16 protein-coding genes are annotated in these 16,100 nt (G+C 31.4%); 14 read left to right on the forward strand and 2 right to left on the reverse strand.

Annotated features, from left to right (window positions below):
* Positions 1 to 50: 50 nt before the first annotated feature.
* The 8 genes from C8N26_RS11100 (at position 51) to C8N26_RS13570 (ending at position 7,488) form a co-directional block, all read left to right on the forward strand.
* The gene (locus C8N26_RS11100) at positions 51 to 2,258 is read left to right on the forward strand and encodes an endonuclease MutS2 (RefSeq protein ID WP_120187344.1); all 2,208 of its coding nucleotides are present in this window, start codon (positions 51 to 53) and stop codon (positions 2,256 to 2,258) included.
* Between the two features lie 19 nt (positions 2,259 to 2,277).
* Complete coding sequence (locus C8N26_RS11105; protein WP_120187345.1) at positions 2,278 to 2,847, forward strand: Lcl C-terminal domain-containing protein; 570 nt, start codon at positions 2,278 to 2,280, stop codon at positions 2,845 to 2,847.
* A gap of 82 nt (positions 2,848 to 2,929) precedes the next feature.
* Positions 2,930 to 3,484: a GNAT family N-acetyltransferase gene (locus C8N26_RS11110; protein ID WP_028892681.1), complete on the forward strand. Its 555-nt coding sequence runs from the start codon at positions 2,930 to 2,932 to the stop codon at positions 3,482 to 3,484.
* Positions 3,485 to 4,034: 550 nt separating this feature from the next.
* On the forward strand, positions 4,035 to 5,051 hold the full coding sequence (locus C8N26_RS11120) for a TQO small subunit DoxD (protein WP_120187347.1): 1,017 nt from the start codon (positions 4,035 to 4,037) through the stop codon (positions 5,049 to 5,051).
* A gap of 186 nt (positions 5,052 to 5,237) precedes the next feature.
* Entirely contained in the window at positions 5,238 to 5,681 is a 444-nt protein-coding gene (locus C8N26_RS11125) for a DUF6892 domain-containing protein (protein WP_120187348.1), read from the forward strand.
* 29 nt (positions 5,682 to 5,710) lie between these two features.
* Complete coding sequence (locus tag C8N26_RS11130; protein WP_120187349.1) at positions 5,711 to 6,973, forward strand: WD40 repeat domain-containing protein; 1,263 nt, start codon at positions 5,711 to 5,713, stop codon at positions 6,971 to 6,973.
* Positions 6,967 to 7,257 carry a M23 family metallopeptidase gene (locus C8N26_RS13565; RefSeq protein ID WP_211327803.1) on the forward strand — a complete coding sequence of 97 codons (291 nt, stop codon included), beginning with the start codon at positions 6,967 to 6,969 and terminating at the stop codon, positions 7,255 to 7,257. The genes C8N26_RS11130 and C8N26_RS13565 overlap by 7 nt, the downstream gene beginning before the upstream one ends.
* Before the next feature lie 30 nt (positions 7,258 to 7,287).
* Positions 7,288 to 7,488 (forward strand): hypothetical protein, encoded by a 201-nt coding sequence (locus C8N26_RS13570; protein ID WP_211327804.1) that lies wholly within the window; start codon positions 7,288 to 7,290, stop codon positions 7,486 to 7,488.
* Between the two features lie 3 nt (positions 7,489 to 7,491).
* Here C8N26_RS13570 and C8N26_RS11140 read toward each other — a convergent pair whose 3' ends face one another.
* Both C8N26_RS11140 and C8N26_RS11145 read right to left on the reverse strand, forming a co-directional pair.
* The gene (locus C8N26_RS11140; RefSeq protein ID WP_028892684.1) at positions 7,492 to 7,716 is read right to left on the reverse strand and encodes a hypothetical protein; all 225 of its coding nucleotides are present in this window, start codon (positions 7,714 to 7,716) and stop codon (positions 7,492 to 7,494) included.
* Positions 7,703 to 9,091 (reverse strand): MATE family efflux transporter, encoded by a 1,389-nt coding sequence (locus tag C8N26_RS11145; RefSeq protein WP_028892685.1) that lies wholly within the window; start codon positions 9,089 to 9,091, stop codon positions 7,703 to 7,705. Before C8N26_RS11145 ends, C8N26_RS11140 begins: the two co-directional genes overlap by 14 nt.
* 115 nt (positions 9,092 to 9,206) lie before the next feature.
* Here C8N26_RS11145 and tpx point away from each other — a divergent pair, with 115 nt between their 5' ends.
* The 6 genes from tpx (at position 9,207) to ribB (ending at position 15,942) form a co-directional block, all read left to right on the forward strand.
* Positions 9,207 to 9,704: a thiol peroxidase gene (tpx, locus tag C8N26_RS11150; RefSeq protein WP_120187350.1), complete on the forward strand. Its 498-nt coding sequence runs from the start codon at positions 9,207 to 9,209 to the stop codon at positions 9,702 to 9,704.
* A 6-nt stretch (positions 9,705 to 9,710) separates the two neighbouring features.
* Entirely contained in the window at positions 9,711 to 10,091 is a 381-nt protein-coding gene (locus C8N26_RS11155; RefSeq protein WP_120187351.1) for a diacylglycerol kinase family protein, read from the forward strand.
* Positions 10,092 to 10,118: 27 nt separating this feature from the next.
* A complete protein-coding gene (locus C8N26_RS11160; protein WP_120187352.1) occupies positions 10,119 to 12,563 on the forward strand; it encodes a DNA translocase FtsK in 2,445 nt (814 codons plus the stop codon).
* A 39-nt stretch (positions 12,564 to 12,602) separates the two neighbouring features.
* The gene (locus tag C8N26_RS11165; RefSeq protein WP_120187353.1) at positions 12,603 to 13,256 is read left to right on the forward strand and encodes a LolA family protein; all 654 of its coding nucleotides are present in this window, start codon (positions 12,603 to 12,605) and stop codon (positions 13,254 to 13,256) included.
* A 92-nt stretch (positions 13,257 to 13,348) separates the two neighbouring features.
* On the forward strand, positions 13,349 to 14,800 hold the full coding sequence (locus tag C8N26_RS11170) for an LptF/LptG family permease (RefSeq protein WP_120187354.1): 1,452 nt from the start codon (positions 13,349 to 13,351) through the stop codon (positions 14,798 to 14,800).
* The gene (ribB, locus tag C8N26_RS11175; RefSeq protein WP_028892691.1) at positions 14,800 to 15,942 is read left to right on the forward strand and encodes a 3,4-dihydroxy-2-butanone-4-phosphate synthase; all 1,143 of its coding nucleotides are present in this window, start codon (positions 14,800 to 14,802) and stop codon (positions 15,940 to 15,942) included. Before C8N26_RS11170 ends, ribB begins: the two co-directional genes overlap by 1 nt.
* The last annotated feature ends 158 nt before the right edge of the window (positions 15,943 to 16,100 follow it).

Raw genomic sequence — 16,100 nt, forward strand, 5'->3', positions numbered from 1 at the left:
ATTTCAAGTAATTTTACTCGATGTGACATTAAAAAAACAAAAATAGAAATTTGAAAACGAGTATTTCAGAAAAAACACTTCAAGATTTAGAGTTCACAACAGTTTTAGAACAAGTTGCTACACACTGTATCTCCTCTTTAGGGAAAGACAAAACCATGCTAATTCAGCCTATATTAAATAAGAAAAAATTATTTTTCGAATTAAACATGGTCAACGAATACTTAGCTTCTTTTGAAAACGAAAACAGAATTCCTAATCATTATTTTGAAAATATTTCTGAAGAAATTAAACGACTTGCTATTGAAAATAGTTTTTTAGAAACTGACGGATTTTTAAAATTAGCTGCAGTTTCTGAAACAGTAAACGAGCTAAAAAAGTTTCTAAAGAAATTTGAGACCTACTACCCTTCTCTATTCATTTTGAGTGATGAAATTGAGTTCACCTCGTTTATTGTTGACAATATTAAAAAAATTATTACTCCATACGGAGAAGTTGCTGACAATGCTTCTGCTACTTTAAAACAAATACGTAAGGATATTGGTGCTGTTAGAGGAAAAATATCAGAAAGTTTTTCGCGTGCTTTAAGTAAAAACTTATCAAGTGGATATTTAGACGATATTAAAGAAACTGTTATCGACAACCAACGTGTATTAGCTGTTTTGGCAATGCACCGACGTAAAGTTAAAGGTAGTTTATTAGGTTCATCTAAATCTGGTAATATTGTATACATAGCTCCACAAGCTACGCTAGCTTATAGTAGAGAATTACAAAACTTATTATACGAAGAAAAACAAGAAGTTGTTCGTATTTTAAGAGCCTTAGCTACTGAAATACGACCTTATACACCACTTTTAAACGAGTATATTAACTTTTTAACACATATAGATGTTGTAGGTGCTAAAGCTAAGTATGCAAAAAGTATCAACGGTTTATTACCAAAAATCACTAAAGAAAAAAAGGTGTTTTTAAAGGATGCTTTCCACCCTATTTTATGGCAAAAAAACAAGGCTAAAAATATTGAAACCATACCGCAAACCCTTGAACTAAACGAAAAACAACAAATCATTGTTATTTCTGGTCCAAACGCTGGAGGAAAAAGTATTACATTAAAAACAATAGGTTTACTACAACTAATGTTACAAAGCGGATTATTGATTCCTGTTCATGAACGTAGTGAAACAACATTATTCAATACGATTTTAACAGATATCGGAGACAATCAATCTATAGAAAATCAATTGAGCACCTATAGCTATCGATTAAAAAACATGCGTTATTTCTTAAGAAAATGTAATGACAACACCTTATTTTTAATTGATGAATTTGGTACGGGTTCCGATCCTGAATTAGGAGGTGCTTTAGCTGAAATTTTCTTAGAAGAATTTTACGAGAAAAAAGCCTTCGGAATTATAACCACGCACTATGCTAACCTAAAGGTATTAGCAGATGAACTAGAAAATGTTACCAATGCCAACATGCAGTTTGATGAACGTACTTTAGAACCTTTATACAGATTATATATCGGACAGGCAGGAAGTTCTTTTACGTTTGAGGTAGCACAAAAAAACGGAATTCCATATAGCTTAATTAACAGAGCTAAAAAACGTGTAGAAACTGAAAAAGTACGTTTAGACAAAACTATTTCTAAACTTCAAAAAGAACGAAACCGTTTGCAAAAAACTTCTGAAAGTTTAAACAAACAAAAATCGAAAGGGCAAGAACATATTGAAAATCTTCAAGAAAAAGAATTAAGAATTCGTGAAAAACTAGAAGGTTTTCAAGAGTTATACGATAACAATCAACGTATGCTTACTTTAGGTAGAAAGATAAACGAATTGTTGAATAAATATTTCCAAACCAACAATAAAAAGGAATTATCTACCAACTTTTTTAAATGGGTTACTGCTGAAAAAACAAAACACTTAAAAAAGAATCCTCCTAAAAAGAAAACTAAAACAGAAAAACAACAAGAAAAAGTAGCTGCACAAAAGCAACAAGAAGCCATTAAAGAAGTAGAGAAAGAAGTACTTCAAAAAGTAGTAAAAGTACGAGAAGAAAAGAAAAAAGAAGCGGAAAAAATAGCACAAGAAAAAGCTGCTTATATTTTTAAAGTAAATGATAGGGTACGTTTGATTGATGGTAATGCCGTGGGTACGATTGACAAAATAGAAAAGAAAAAAGCATTTATCAATTACGGTTTATTCACGACTGAAGCCAAAATAGAACAGTTAGAATTGGTAGAAAGAGCTAAAAAATAGTTTTCAATTAAAAAAAAACATGAAAAAACTAATTGCTTTTGTACTGTTATTTAACTTACTCTCGTGTACAATTTCAAAAAAAGAGAACTTTGACAAAACTGAAACTGAAAAAGAAATAATTACGAGTAAACCTAAAAAGATAAATCAAAATCCTATTGACTCTACTTTAATTATGTTGGACACTACAACAAACTTAATTTGGATGAAAAAAGACTTTAGCTCGATCGAAAAAAGGTTTTTAAGTAATTGGAATGAAATTTTTGAATGGCAACAAAAGATGAACTCTACCAACTATGCGGGGTTCAACGACTGGAGAGTGCCAACTATAAAAGAGTATCGGTCTATTAATAAAAACACAAAAGATCGAGAATATTATAAGAAACATTACATTGAAGTAGATTCCACTTCCTTCTGGGGTAAAGGAGTTTATGCTTTTTGGAGTTCAACAACACCAAATAAAAATACAGCTAGTTACATGAGTTTTAAAAAAGGGTTTGCTGTGTCTGGAAACAGAGAAAAAATTATAACTTACACTAAAGAACATAAAGGAAAATCATTTGGCATGAGTGTTCGATTAGTTAGAAACTAATTCATTTGTTAAAAATTTCCTATTCTTTTGTTTCTTCTCTAGTCTATTATTCTTTATGAATACCTTTGCTAAAAAAACTAAGATGATTATTAGAAAGGCTACTCCACAAGACTCTAAAGAAATTGCTATTTATATGATGTTGGCTATGGAAGATATTGTGTACGAGTTCATAGGAGAAAAGTCTACAGAAAAAGCTCTTGATTTCCTAAGGAAATTAATTACTCAAAAAAACAATCAATACTCTTATGAAAACTGCTATGTAATTGAAGATAACAGCAACGTTATTGCTATGGCAAATGTTTATAATGGTGCTAATTTGGAAGATTTAAGACACCCTGTAGCTTCTTTAATAAAAACTATGTTTAACAAATCTTTTCAATGTGAAGATGAAACTCAAAAAGGTGAATTTTACATAGATTGTATTGGTGTAAACCCTAATTATCAAGGTAAAGGACTTGGATCTAAAATGCTTTACTTTTTAATTGATGAATATGTTTACAAACAAAATGAAACGCTAGGACTTCTTGTGGATAAAGATAACCCTAATGCTAAAAAACTCTATTTAAAACTAGGTTTTGACATTGTTGGAGAGAAAACTTTAACAGGAAAAAAAATGGAGCACTTACAAATACAATAACTTTATTAAGAAAACTATAACAAATACTACTTAGTTTATTTTATAAGTTTACAACGTGAGAAAGCTTACTAAAATATCAAATACATCAACTCTATTTCCTATAATAGGGTTGATTTTTTTATTACTATTTTCTCCTTGTAAGGTTAGAAACTTTGTACAAGCAGAACTTAACGTTCCGCAAACAGAGGTTTCTAATAAAAGTCAAACAACATACAACCAAATAAGTTGTTATGATAGTAAAATTACAGATGCTTCATTAATACAAGTAGCATCTTCTATCAAAATTTTACCAGTTTTTCTAACTAGAGCTTTTAACTTCTCTTTTTATTTTATTGAAAGCTTACCGAGTAAACAAACTAATTATCAAAAAAAGAGATTTAGATCATCTTCTATCCCTCTTTATATTTTGTTTAAAAACTTTAAAGTCTCTCTTTAAACCTTCCCTCCCTAACAATTAAAAATAATAATCTACATAATACTATTTTATGTAGTTCATCAGCTATGCTTCAAATTTAAAATAGCATCAGCTTTAATTCCAAAACAAAATATTATGATAAGCAACAATATAAAAAATGATTCAGGGCTTTTGGCGCTGGCAATACGATTAGTTATTGGGTGGACCTACTTCTCTGCCTTTTGGAGAAGAACTATTTTAGCAAACAAACTAGATCCTGAAGTAGCAGGATACATCGGAGAGAAGTTCAACCATTTTCTTCCAAATGCATTAGGTATTAAGCCTCTAATTCAATATTTAGTAGAAAATCCAGACATCCTATGGTTAAATATGGTAATATTTACCATAATTGAAGGTATTGTAGGACTCTTCATCATCTTTGGTTTATTTACACGGATAATGAGTATTGGTGTATTTGGTTTAGCAATGGGAATTCTTTTGGGTTCTGGTTGGATTGGAACAACCTGCCTTGACGAATGGCAAATTGGTGTCCTTGGAATCGCAACAGGATATGTACTATTTTTAACAGGAAGCGGTAAGTACTCGCTAGATAACTACTTTATGAAGAATAATTTTTCCTTCACTAATAAAAAATGGTTTGCATGGTTAGGGTCAGGAATTTTACCAATTAAAAACAATATTTTTCCAAGGTTTGTTTTAATAGGTTCCTTAGCAATTTTAGGAATGACGTTATTTACCAATCAAGTGTTTCATGGTGGAGTTTGGGGGACGCTTCATAACAAGTCAGTTAAACCTAAATTAGAAATAACAGAAGGTAAAATTAACAACGATACACTTTCTTTTGACGTTTTTAGAACAGAAGGTGTTGATGTATACGGATCGTGGGTTATCGCTATTGAAGTATTGGATCAAAATAATAAATCTATTGTTCAGTACACTCAAAAAGAGTTAGCTTCGTTAGCTGATCAAAACATATCAAACTATTATGTTGCTAAAATTAAACCAGGCAAACATAGCTTGGTCGTTCCTTTAGGAGCCAAAGCTAAAATGACTTTCAGTAATCAAGTTTTTTCACAGCTTTCTAACGGAACATATACCGTAAAAATAACAGACATTAGTGGTGCTTTTTGGACACATCAAATAACTAAATAAACCTAAAACGCAATAGTGAAAAACAATCACTATTGCGTTTCTTTTACAACTTCAACTTCTCACCAACCAAACTTATATTTTTTTTAACAAATTTCATATCAATTACTTTTTCTTTTATAAATAATTTCACCCCAAAAGCTATCAAGTGTTTTCTACACTTCTCCCTTACTAATAAAAAAGCAGACTATGAGCAATCAATTAAATTTTAAAGAATTAAACTTTAAACTGGCGGTAATTAACGAGTTAATGTACGTTCAAGAGGTATTACAACCTAAATTAGACGTATATGAATTTATTGAAAAGAAACGAAACTTAACTTCTTCAAAAGCTTATAATATTATTGAAGAAGAAGGCTATGAAGTAATTCCCGAGGTATTAGAATATTTTAAAACCTTAGAAATCACTTCTGAAATGGTTAAAAACATTGAAGAGCTACACATGGATGGTGGTGAAGAAATCTATGGTCAAATTATCCCTTTTTGGGACGGTGAAGATGATGTATTTAGTGTGAATTCTGCTGTTGACTCTACATTACTACCCAACCTAAAAAGTGTTTCTCTTCTTTATAGCGAAAATGATTCTTTATTAGAAGAATTTCAAGAAAAAGGAATTGAAGCTGACTGGCTTTAAGAAAGTAAAAAACATATTAAAAGTATATAATGGAAACTAGTAAAACAAACGATAAAGAAATACAACAAGAATGGTGCAACATTGGCGAAACATATGCTACTGAGGTTAACAAAATGGTTGCTTTTGGGGAGGAACATGGTTGGGAAAATTGGAAAGGTAAAGAACCAGAAGACAACCGTGACCATTTAGCTGATGTCGTGGTACAAAAGTTAAGAGAAGCCAATAAAACTGGGCATATTGAAGAGTTCAGAAAACAATATCCACCCGCTCATACTCCGTTAATAAAATATTTTAAAGAGAAAGGACAAAGCATTGAACAACTATGTTTTATTGAAAACGAAAAAATTGTTTTCATTGTTGGTAGCTCATATCAAAAGAGACAAGCATATATTCTAAACAATAAAACACTAATCAAATTAGACGATACTATTGAAGCTATTGGAAAATCTCATCAAAATAATATTTTTGCAATTAAAACATCTAATGTATTAATTACTCGTAAAGAATGGGATGGAGAGATTATCGAAACATTTGAATTAGGTGACATAAATAAATTAGGCATTTCAAATATGACGCCTTTTAATGATGGTAAAAAAGTACTTGTCACTACTTCTGAAGGGATATATCTTGTTTCTAAAAACACAATAAACATGATACATCCTGAGCCTGATTTAGAAGATGAAGAATGGGACTCATACATAGCTATGGAAAACGCTACTTTATCAAATAACAATCAATATATTGTAGTAGGCGATCAATCTTTTGACCATCGAGTAATGGACAGCGAAGGAAATCAAATTGGAGAAATAGGTCCACAGTCTTCTTATCCTCATTTTTGTCTTTTTTCTAAAGACGACAAGCAACTTATTACAAATTCTTGCCATTTTTACAATGGAATCACTATTGGCGTAGACGCTGATAACTTAAATGGAATAGAAGTTGAATCTTATGTAAATGAAGCCGATAACTTTAAAGTTATTGATGATGAAATGAGAGTTTATGTTGGTACAACAACTAAAGATTACTATATCTTAGGAGATGCATACGGGTATATTAAAGCGTTTGACAAAAATGGAAACTGTATTTGGAGGCATTTTTTAGGGTCTACCATAAGTGGTATCGCTATTTCTGATGATGAACAAACTTTATGGGTAGGTTCTTACACTGGGTTTGTTCACAAATTAAAGCTAGGTAAAGGACATAGGGATACGCACACAATAGGTAATGGAAATCATCACGAAGATTTCAGATTAATTCTTTGGAAAGAAGAAGAAAAAGAACTCTGGTGGTAAGAGCAATTAAAATAAAAAAAAGAACACTTATTCTTTTTATAATTCTATTAACAGGCTTTTTAATTCCTCAAAACTTAAAAATGCCTGTTGATGGAGCTATCAAATCTGATTATAATCAAAAGTCATTTTGGTATTACCCATGGGGAAAATCAGTTACCCACAAAGGAATTGATATTTTTGCTAAGAAAAATACTAAAATTACATCTTCAACTAATGGACTCGTTTTATTTTCTGGAAAAATAAGTATGGGAGGAAATATTGTAGTTATTCTAGGTCCAAAATGAAGATTACACTACTACGCACATTTAGAAGAAGTGAAAACATCTATATTAACTTTTGTAAATAATAGTTCGGAAATTGGAACAGTGGGAACTAGTGGAAATGCTGTGGGGAAATCTCCCCACCTACACTATTCTATAATCACTTTAATTCCTTATGTATGGAAGATTGATTCAGACAGACAAGGATGGAAAAAAATGTTTTATCTAAATCCTATTGATTTCCTAGAAGAATAGCTTTTATTCCAGTCCTTCCATTTCAGCATCATAAAATAAACCTGCTGCTTCAATAAGTCCTTCAAGTTCATTCGCTAAATCTTGTTCGTTTTCATCAGACAAGTCTTCAAACCACTCTATTTCATCATCTTTTAAATTGATTAAAAAACGAGGATACTCAGTATGTAAAACAAAAATATCTTCTGGATGATTGCTATTATCTGCTAATAAAAATTTAGGTAAGTTCATTATGTTTGGTTTTAATCAATTGTAAAGTTAATTTATTAAATCGTATAAAAAGTAAAATTGAAGCGGTAGTTAGTCCTGCTAACAATCCTAGCCATATTCCAAAACTACCATACCTTTCTGCTGCTCCGAAATAAAAACTAATAGGAAAACCTACAACCCAATACGATATAAACGTAATTAATGTAGGAATTTTAACGTCTTGTAAACCACGTAAAGCCCCTAACACCATTACTTGTATACTATCACTAATTTGAAAAATAGCTGCTGCAATTAATAAATTAGCTGCAATACTCATTACTTCCATATTATCTACATAGTTTTCAGCATCGCTTAAATCCATATATAAATTTGGTAATGATTTATGAAAAACAAAGAAGAAAGTAGCAAAAATAACGGCTAAAATAGTTCCTAAGAAAAATATAGAAAATGCTATTCTTCTTAACTCTTTATAATCTTGTAACCCTTTCTGATTTCCTACTCTAATCATTGAAGCTACACTCAAACCTGTTGCTACCATAAATGTCATAGAAGATAAGTTCAATGCTATTTGATTTGCTGCTTGCGGATTCTTTCCTAACAATCCACTTAACCAAACAGCTGCAGTAAAAATAGCTACCTCAAAAAACATTTGCATGGCGCTCGGTGTACCTAAACTTATAATTTTTCTCAGCATTAACGTATCTAAAACAAAAAATTTAATATTGGTTACTAAGCGTTTTGAACGTTCTTTTTTACTTAACAGCCACCATAAATAAGTTACCATTACAAATCTTGATAGTAGGGTTCCGTAAGCAGCACCTACGATTCCTAACTCAGGAAAACCAAATTTTCCGTAGATTAATAAATAATTCAACAATACATTTAACACATTGGCAATTAATGTTGCATACATTGGGTAACGCGTCATCGACATACCATCACTGAATTGTTTAAATGCTTGAAAAACAATCATAGGGATTAATGAAAAAGCTACCAAATCTAAATATGGTATTGCCAACTCAACCACTTCTACAGGTTGTTTCATTAAATACATTAAAGGTTTGGAAAAGAATACTGCTAAAAACAGCATAATTCCCATCATCGTACATAAAAAAAGCCCATGCTTAAAAGCTGATTTTGCTTGATCAAAATTATTTGATGAATCTGCTTCTGCTATTAAAGGGGTTATAGCGGTAGAAAAACCAATACCTAACGACATTGCTATAAACATAAAGCTATTTCCTAATGAAACTGCTGCTAATTCAGCTGTTCCAAGTTGCCCCACCATAATATTATCTATAAAACTTACAAACGTATGTCCTAGCATTCCCAACATTACTGGCGCTGCAAGTTTCAAGTTATATTTAAACTCCGAAGTATATTGTTGTAAATTCAATTTCTATCCTTTTTTTCAAGCTGCGAAGATAAGTTTTTTAAAGGTGCTCCAACTTTATCTTCTTCATTTTTTAATTTATTTAACTACCTTTGATTTTTATTAAAATTGGAATAAAATGGCATCAATAACACTAAAAGGAAATCCTATTGAAACAATAGGTAATCTACCTAAAACCGGAACTAAAGCAGTTGATTTTTCATTAGTTGCAACTGATTTATCTGTTAAAAACTTAAGTGATTTTAATGGGCAACGTTTAATTCTTAATATTTTTCCTAGTGTTGATACAGGAACGTGTGCTACCTCAGTAAGAGAATTTAATAAAAAGGCTGCTAACCTAGAAAACACTAAAGTTTTATGTATTTCTAGAGATTTACCTTTTGCTCAAGGGCGTTTTTGCGGTGCCGAAGGCATTGAAAATGTAGTTATGCTATCTGATTTTGCAGCTGGTCGATTTGGTAAAGACTATGGTTTAGAAATTGTCACAGGACCTTTAGCAGGTTTACACTCTCGTTCTGTTATTATTATTGATGAAAATGGAAATATTACTTACACAGAACAAGTAAATGAAACTGTTGACGAGCCTAATTATGAAGCTGCATTAAACGTACTTTAAAAACTTATGAAGAACCCTAATGACGGCTTTTTAAAAGGACGCATACGTAGTATTAAATTTGCTTTAAAAGGAATGTGGTTATTAATAACTACAGAAGATAGTATAAAAGCTCAGCTCACATTTGCTTTGATTGCTACTATCTTCGGGTTTTATTTTAACATATCTGCTACCGAATGGATGTTTCAATCCTTAGCCATAGGTATTGTTTTAGTAGCCGAAGCTTTAAATACTGCTGTTGAAAAAGTAGCTGACTTTGTGCATCCAAATTATCATAAGAAAATAGGTTTTATAAAAGATATTGCAGCTGGAGCTCCTGCTTTTGCAGCAACAGCATCTTTAATTATAGCAGGGATAATTTACCTTCCTAAAATAATAGCTATATTGTAGCGTTCAATTTATTTCTAACAAAAATACATGGCAAAAAAAAAGACAACTGTTCAAAAAAAACAACCTAAAATATCTATTTTTAAAAGAATAGATTCCTTTTTTTCTAATAGACAAAATCAAACTATTCTAGGTTTTTTTCTATTACTGTTTTCTATCTTTTTAACTGTTGCTTTTATCTCTTTTTTCTTTTCGTGGCAAGAAGATCAAAGTACTTTAACCCAGTTTGCAGACAGAACTGTTCAAACTAAAAATTTATTAGGCAAAATAGGCGCTAAACTAAGTAACTTTTTTGTATATAAAGGTTTTGGTTTAGGTGCTTTTCTTATTCCCATAACCTTATTTTTAACAGGTGCTCGTATTTTATTACAAACAAATTTAAAGCGTATTATCACCTCTTGGAACTGGGGGATTTTAATTATGCTCTGGTTTTCTACTTCACTAGGATTTGTAGAAAAAGAAAATGCTTTACTATCTGGAGTTATTGGTTTTGAATTGAATGAATATTTACAAACATTTTTAGGCAAAACAGGTTTAACTATTTTATTGTTATTCTTTTTTGTTGCTTATTTAATCATCCGTTTTAGTATCACACCTGAAGCGATTAGCGAAAAAGTAAAAAGTCAAAAAGAGAAGAGTAAAGCTATTTTTAATGAAAAAACCACCACAACTCAAGATGACTCTACTATAGTAGAAGAAGACTATTCTGAGACTATAGAACCAAAAACAGATAAATCTAACTTCGAATTATCTGTAGAAAATTTACAACCTACTATTTCAAATTATTCTGATGTAAACAATACAGAAAAAAAAGAAACAGAAGAAATTTCTTTAGACATAAACCAAACAAAAGAACCTACTCTTAAAGTTTCTGAAGAAAGTAAAAACGAAGTTGAAGTAGCTATTGAAAAAATTGCAGAAGAAAAAAGTGTCACCGAAAATTTATCGGATCAACTAATAAAAGATTTTGGAGAATTTGATCCTACTTTAGAGCTAGGTAACTTCAAATTCCCAACCTTTAACTTACTTAAAGAATACAATGAAAGTATTTCAGTTGACCCTAACGAATTAGAAGCTAATAAAAACCAAATTGTAGAAACCTTAAAAAACTACAAAATTGGCATAGCTCAAATTAAAGCTACGGTGGGTCCAACAATTACGTTATATGAAATTGTACCAGAAGCTGGTGTTCGTATTTCAAAAATTAAGAATTTAGAAGATGACATTGCCCTTTCACTGTCTGCTTTAGGAATTCGTATTGTTGCCCCAATTCCTGGAAAAGGAACTATTGGTATTGAAGTACCCAACAAGAAAGCAACCACCGTTTCTATGCACTCGGTAATTTCATCAAAGAAATTCCAAGAATCACCAATGCAACTTCCTATTGCTTTAGGAAAAACCATTTCTAACGAAACCTTTATTGTCGATTTAGCTAAAATGCCTCACTTATTAATGGCAGGTGCTACAGGGCAAGGTAAATCAGTTGGATTGAATGCTATTCTTACATCACTTTTATACAAAAAGCATCCTGCAGAAGTAAAATTTGTATTGGTCGATCCTAAAAAAGTAGAATTAACATTATTCAACAAAATAGAACGTCATTATTTAGCAAAGCTACCTGATGAATCTGATGCTATTATTACCGACACTACGAAAGTTGTTAATACCCTAAATTCGTTATGTATTGAAATGGACAACCGTTACGACTTATTAAAAGAAGCAATGGTTCGAAACATAAAAGAATACAATGCTAAATTCAAAGCTCGTAAATTAAATCCTGAAAACGGACATCGATTTTTACCTTATATCGTGTTAGTTATTGATGAATTTGCCGATTTAATTATGACCGCTGGTAAAGAAGTAGAAACTCCTATTGCTCGATTAGCTCAATTAGCCCGTGCCATTGGTATTCATTTAATTGTAGCTACACAGCGTCCGTCGGTCAATGTTATTACAGGTATTATCAAAGCCAACTTCCCTTCTAGGATTGCCTTTAGAGTAACTTCAAAAATTGATTCTAGAACAATTTTAGATGCTCCTGGAGCTGATCAATTAATTGGACGAGGAGACTTATTATATTCAGGAGGAAATGACATTACACGTATACAATGTGCCTTTGTTGACACCCCTGAAGTAGAAAAAATCACTGACTTCATAGGTTCTCAACGTGCTTATCCTGAAGCCTATTTATTACCAGAATACGTAGGTGAAGAAGGTGGCACAAATCTTGATATTGATATAGCAGACAGAGATAAATTATTTAATGACGCTGCTGAAATAATTGTAACTGCACAACAAGGTTCGGCATCTTTATTGCAACGTAAATTGAAATTGGGATACAACAGAGCAGGTAGATTAATAGATCAATTAGAAGCTGCTGGTATTGTGGGACCTTTTGAAGGTAGTAAAGCAAGACAAGTTTTAGTAACCGATTTAATTGCTCTAGAGCAATTACTAGAAAACGAAAAGAATTAATAATTATAAACTATTCCGAAAGTGGAAATTAGAAAGACGATGAAAAAAATAGGATTATTATTTATTGGATTATGTATTAGCATAAGTGCTATGGGACAATCGAAATCTTCTGAAGCAAAAAAATTGCTTGATGAAGTATCTTCTAAAATGGGAGCTTATAAAAACATGGTGATAGGTTTTAACTCATCGCTAGTAAACAAAGCTGCAGGTATTACTAACGACCCACCTATTAGAGGAGAAATAACCTTATCTGGAGAAAAATATAATTTAGACTACTTAGGAAACACTTTTATTTTTGACGGAAAAAAATTAGTTGTAATCAATCAAGACGAAAAAGAAGTAACCATTACCAATGGTAATATTGAAGAAGAAGATGGGTTTATTTATCCTTCTAAGTTATTGACTTTTTACAAGGAAGGTTACAATTACACCATGGGTGCACTAAAAAACAGTAATGGACGCAATGTTCAGTACATTAACTTAACTCCTATTGATAGCAATTCTGATATTGTAAAAGTACAGCTAGGTATTGATGCTAAAACAAAGCACATTTACAAACTTACTCAAATAGGTTCTAACGGTGCTGAAACTACGTTTACTATTACCAAGTTTAAAAGTAACCAACCTATTTCAGAAAAACTTTTTTCTTTTGATAGAACTAAATACACTAAACAAGGTTACTATATCGATTAAAAAATTACACAAAGTTTTGTCAATGATTTGCTATTAAAATCATTAACAAAACTTTTGTGTTTATATGCCACTAACCTACTACCTTTGCATCTGTGAAAACACTAGACAGATATATACTAAAAAGCTTTTTAATACCTTTCTTAGCAACCTTCTTTATCATCTTATTTGTGTTGGTAATGCAGGCATTATGGTTAGTTTTTGACAACCTTGCTGGTAAAGGTATTAGCGTTGAAATAGTCTTAAAATTTTTGTGGTACACTACGCTAATAGTAACTCCACAAGCCTTACCTATTGGAGTATTACTTTCTTCTATTATGACACTAGGTAGTTTATCTGAAAACTACGAGTTTGCTGCAGCAAAATCTGCTGGTGTTTCTTTACAGCGAATGGTACGTCCAATTGTTTTTCTTGCTATTTTTTTAAGTGGAATTAACTTCTTATTTCTCAATTACGTATACCCTTATGCTATGCTTAAACAGCTTAACATGAAGGTTAATATAAAAAAGAAACAACCTGCTATTGCTTTAGTTGCAGGAAGTTTTAATACCGAACTTCCTAACTTTCAAATAAAGTTTAAAGAAAAATACGGAGAAGAAGACAACCTTTTAAAAGAAGTAATGATTTACGATTTATCCTCTAAAAGAGGAAACAATAAAATCATTACAGCCAAAAGAGGAGAAATTCTTTCAGAAGAAGGTAGCCGCTATATGACTTTGATTTTGAAAGATGGTCATTTTTTTGAACACCATATAAAAAATGGTGCTTCTTTTAAAGAACGAGAAAAAATGCCTGCATCCTATGCTAATTTTGATGAATACACTATCAATATTGATATTTCTTCTTTTAGTGATGACGATCTTGAGGAAGAAAAATACAAAACGCAATACAATATGCTAAGTTTGGCTCAGTTAAAAGATACCTTGCCAACCATGAAACAAAATTATGATGAGTATATTACTAGTAGAGCTAAAAATCTATTTTTAGGTATTGATGTAGAAGACTTATACAAATATCCAGATTCATTAATTAACAAAAAACTTTCAGTAGATATTCTCGATAATTTTGACTTAAGAGAAAAACAAAATGTTCTTATCACTGCAACCTCTAAATTAGAGCGCACAATAAACAATAATACAGATTACAAAGAAACCTTAAAGAATAGACGAAAATATTTAAACTTATACGATATTGAATTTTACAATAGAGTCGCATTTTCTTTATCTTGTTTATTACTTTTCTTTATCGGAGCTCCACTAGGATCTATTATTAGAAAAGGTGGTATGGGATTACCTATGATTTTAGCAATTGCTATTTATGTTCTCTACTTTTTCTCAAATACCTTTGGAAGAAATTTAGCAGAAGAAAGCTCACTAACAGCAATTATTGGAGCTTGGTTAAGTGTATTTTTAATGCTACCTTTGGCTATTACTTTAACTATTAGAGCTACTAAAGACAAAGGATTATTCGACATTAATAGTTTTTTAGCCCCAATACGAAACTTTGTAAAAAACATATTCTCTAAAAAAGAGAAAACAACAAAATAATGACAACACAAGCATCAACAAATATTCAATTAAATACAATTGAAGAAGCTATAGAAGACATCAAAAACGGGAAAGTTATTATCGTTGTTGATGATGAAGATCGTGAAAATGAAGGTGACTTTTTAGCAGCGGCTGAAAAAATTACTCCTGAAATGATCAACTTTATGGCAACCCATGGTCGTGGATTAATTTGTACGCCACTTACCGAAACTCGCTGTAAAGAATTAGAACTAGGTATGATGGTTAGCAACAATACCGATCCTATGGAAACTGCTTTTACCGTTTCTGTTGATTTACGCGGAAATGGAGTTACTACTGGTATCTCTGCTTCAGATAGAGCTAAAACTATTGAAGCCTTAATAAATCCAGATACCAAACCTTTTGATTTAGCTAGGCCAGGGCATATTTTTCCGCTAAAAGCTAAAAACGGCGGTGTATTGCGTAGAACAGGACATACCGAAGCTGCTATTGATTTTGCTCGTTTAGCTGGTTTACAACCTGCCGGAGTTATCGTTGAAATTATGAATGAAGACGGTACTATGGCGCGCTTACCTCAACTATTAGAGGTTGCTAAAAAATTCGATTTAAAAATCGTTTCTATTGAAGATTTAGTAGCCTATCGTATGGAGCACGATTCTTTAATTGAAAAGAAAGAAGATTTTAATATTCAAACGCGTTTTGGTGATTTCCGCTTACGTGCATACCAACAAACGACTAACAACCAAGTTCATATTGCTTTAACCAAAGGAACTTGGAGTAAAAACGAACCTATTTTAACTCGTGTAAACTCAACTTTAGTTAACAACGATATTTTAGGTACACTTACCAATAATGCTGATAAAAAGCTAGACCAAATGTTTAAGGTTATTAATGATGAAGGTAGAGGTGCTATCTTATTCATTAACCAACAAATGCAAGCATTAAACTTATTAAACAGACTTCGTGTGTTGAAAGAAAACCAAGCGAAAGGAGAAATGAAAGCTCCGAATGTGGTAATGGATAACAAAGATTTTGGTATTGGTGCTCAAATTTTACACGATTTACACATTCATAAACTACGCTTAGTTTCTAACACCAAACAAACCAAACGTGTGGGTATGATTGGTTACGGATTAGAAATTGTTGATTACGTAAGTTACTAAATCACAAACAGCATAAAATCAAAAAAATCCTGAGTTAATTAACTCGGGATTTTTTGTATATATTTGAGAAAACAATAAAATTGCTAAACTTCATTATATCCCATGCTATTGTCGGGATAAAAGAACTAAAGTTTGACATATAACAAGTTTGTAATAAA

The organism is Tenacibaculum lutimaris (genome assembly GCF_003610735.1).
GTDB classification, from domain to species: domain Bacteria; phylum Bacteroidota; class Bacteroidia; order Flavobacteriales; family Flavobacteriaceae; genus Polaribacter; species Polaribacter lutimaris.

What these genes read in the sequence shown, in the direction of transcription:
- C8N26_RS11105 (WP_120187345.1), top strand. Translation starts at nt 2,278, where the DNA reads ATGAAAAAACTAATTGCTTTTGTACTGTTATTTAACTTACTCTCGTGT.
- C8N26_RS11110 (WP_028892681.1), top strand. Translation starts at nt 2,930, where the DNA reads ATGATTATTAGAAAGGCTACTCCACAAGACTCTAAAGAAATTGCTATT.
- C8N26_RS11120 (WP_120187347.1), top strand. Translation starts at nt 4,035, where the DNA reads ATGATAAGCAACAATATAAAAAATGATTCAGGGCTTTTGGCGCTGGCA.
- C8N26_RS11125 (WP_120187348.1), top strand. Translation starts at nt 5,238, where the DNA reads ATGAGCAATCAATTAAATTTTAAAGAATTAAACTTTAAACTGGCGGTA.
- C8N26_RS11130 (WP_120187349.1), top strand. Translation starts at nt 5,711, where the DNA reads ATGGAAACTAGTAAAACAAACGATAAAGAAATACAACAAGAATGGTGC.
- C8N26_RS11140 (WP_028892684.1), bottom strand. Translation starts at nt 7,716, where the DNA reads ATGAACTTACCTAAATTTTTATTAGCAGATAATAGCAATCATCCAGAA.
- tpx (WP_120187350.1), top strand. Translation starts at nt 9,207, where the DNA reads ATGGCATCAATAACACTAAAAGGAAATCCTATTGAAACAATAGGTAAT.
- C8N26_RS11155 (WP_120187351.1), top strand. Translation starts at nt 9,711, where the DNA reads ATGAAGAACCCTAATGACGGCTTTTTAAAAGGACGCATACGTAGTATT.
- C8N26_RS11160 (WP_120187352.1), top strand. Translation starts at nt 10,119, where the DNA reads ATGGCAAAAAAAAAGACAACTGTTCAAAAAAAACAACCTAAAATATCT.
- C8N26_RS11165 (WP_120187353.1), top strand. Translation starts at nt 12,603, where the DNA reads ATGAAAAAAATAGGATTATTATTTATTGGATTATGTATTAGCATAAGT.
- ribB (WP_028892691.1), top strand. Translation starts at nt 14,800, where the DNA reads ATGACAACACAAGCATCAACAAATATTCAATTAAATACAATTGAAGAA.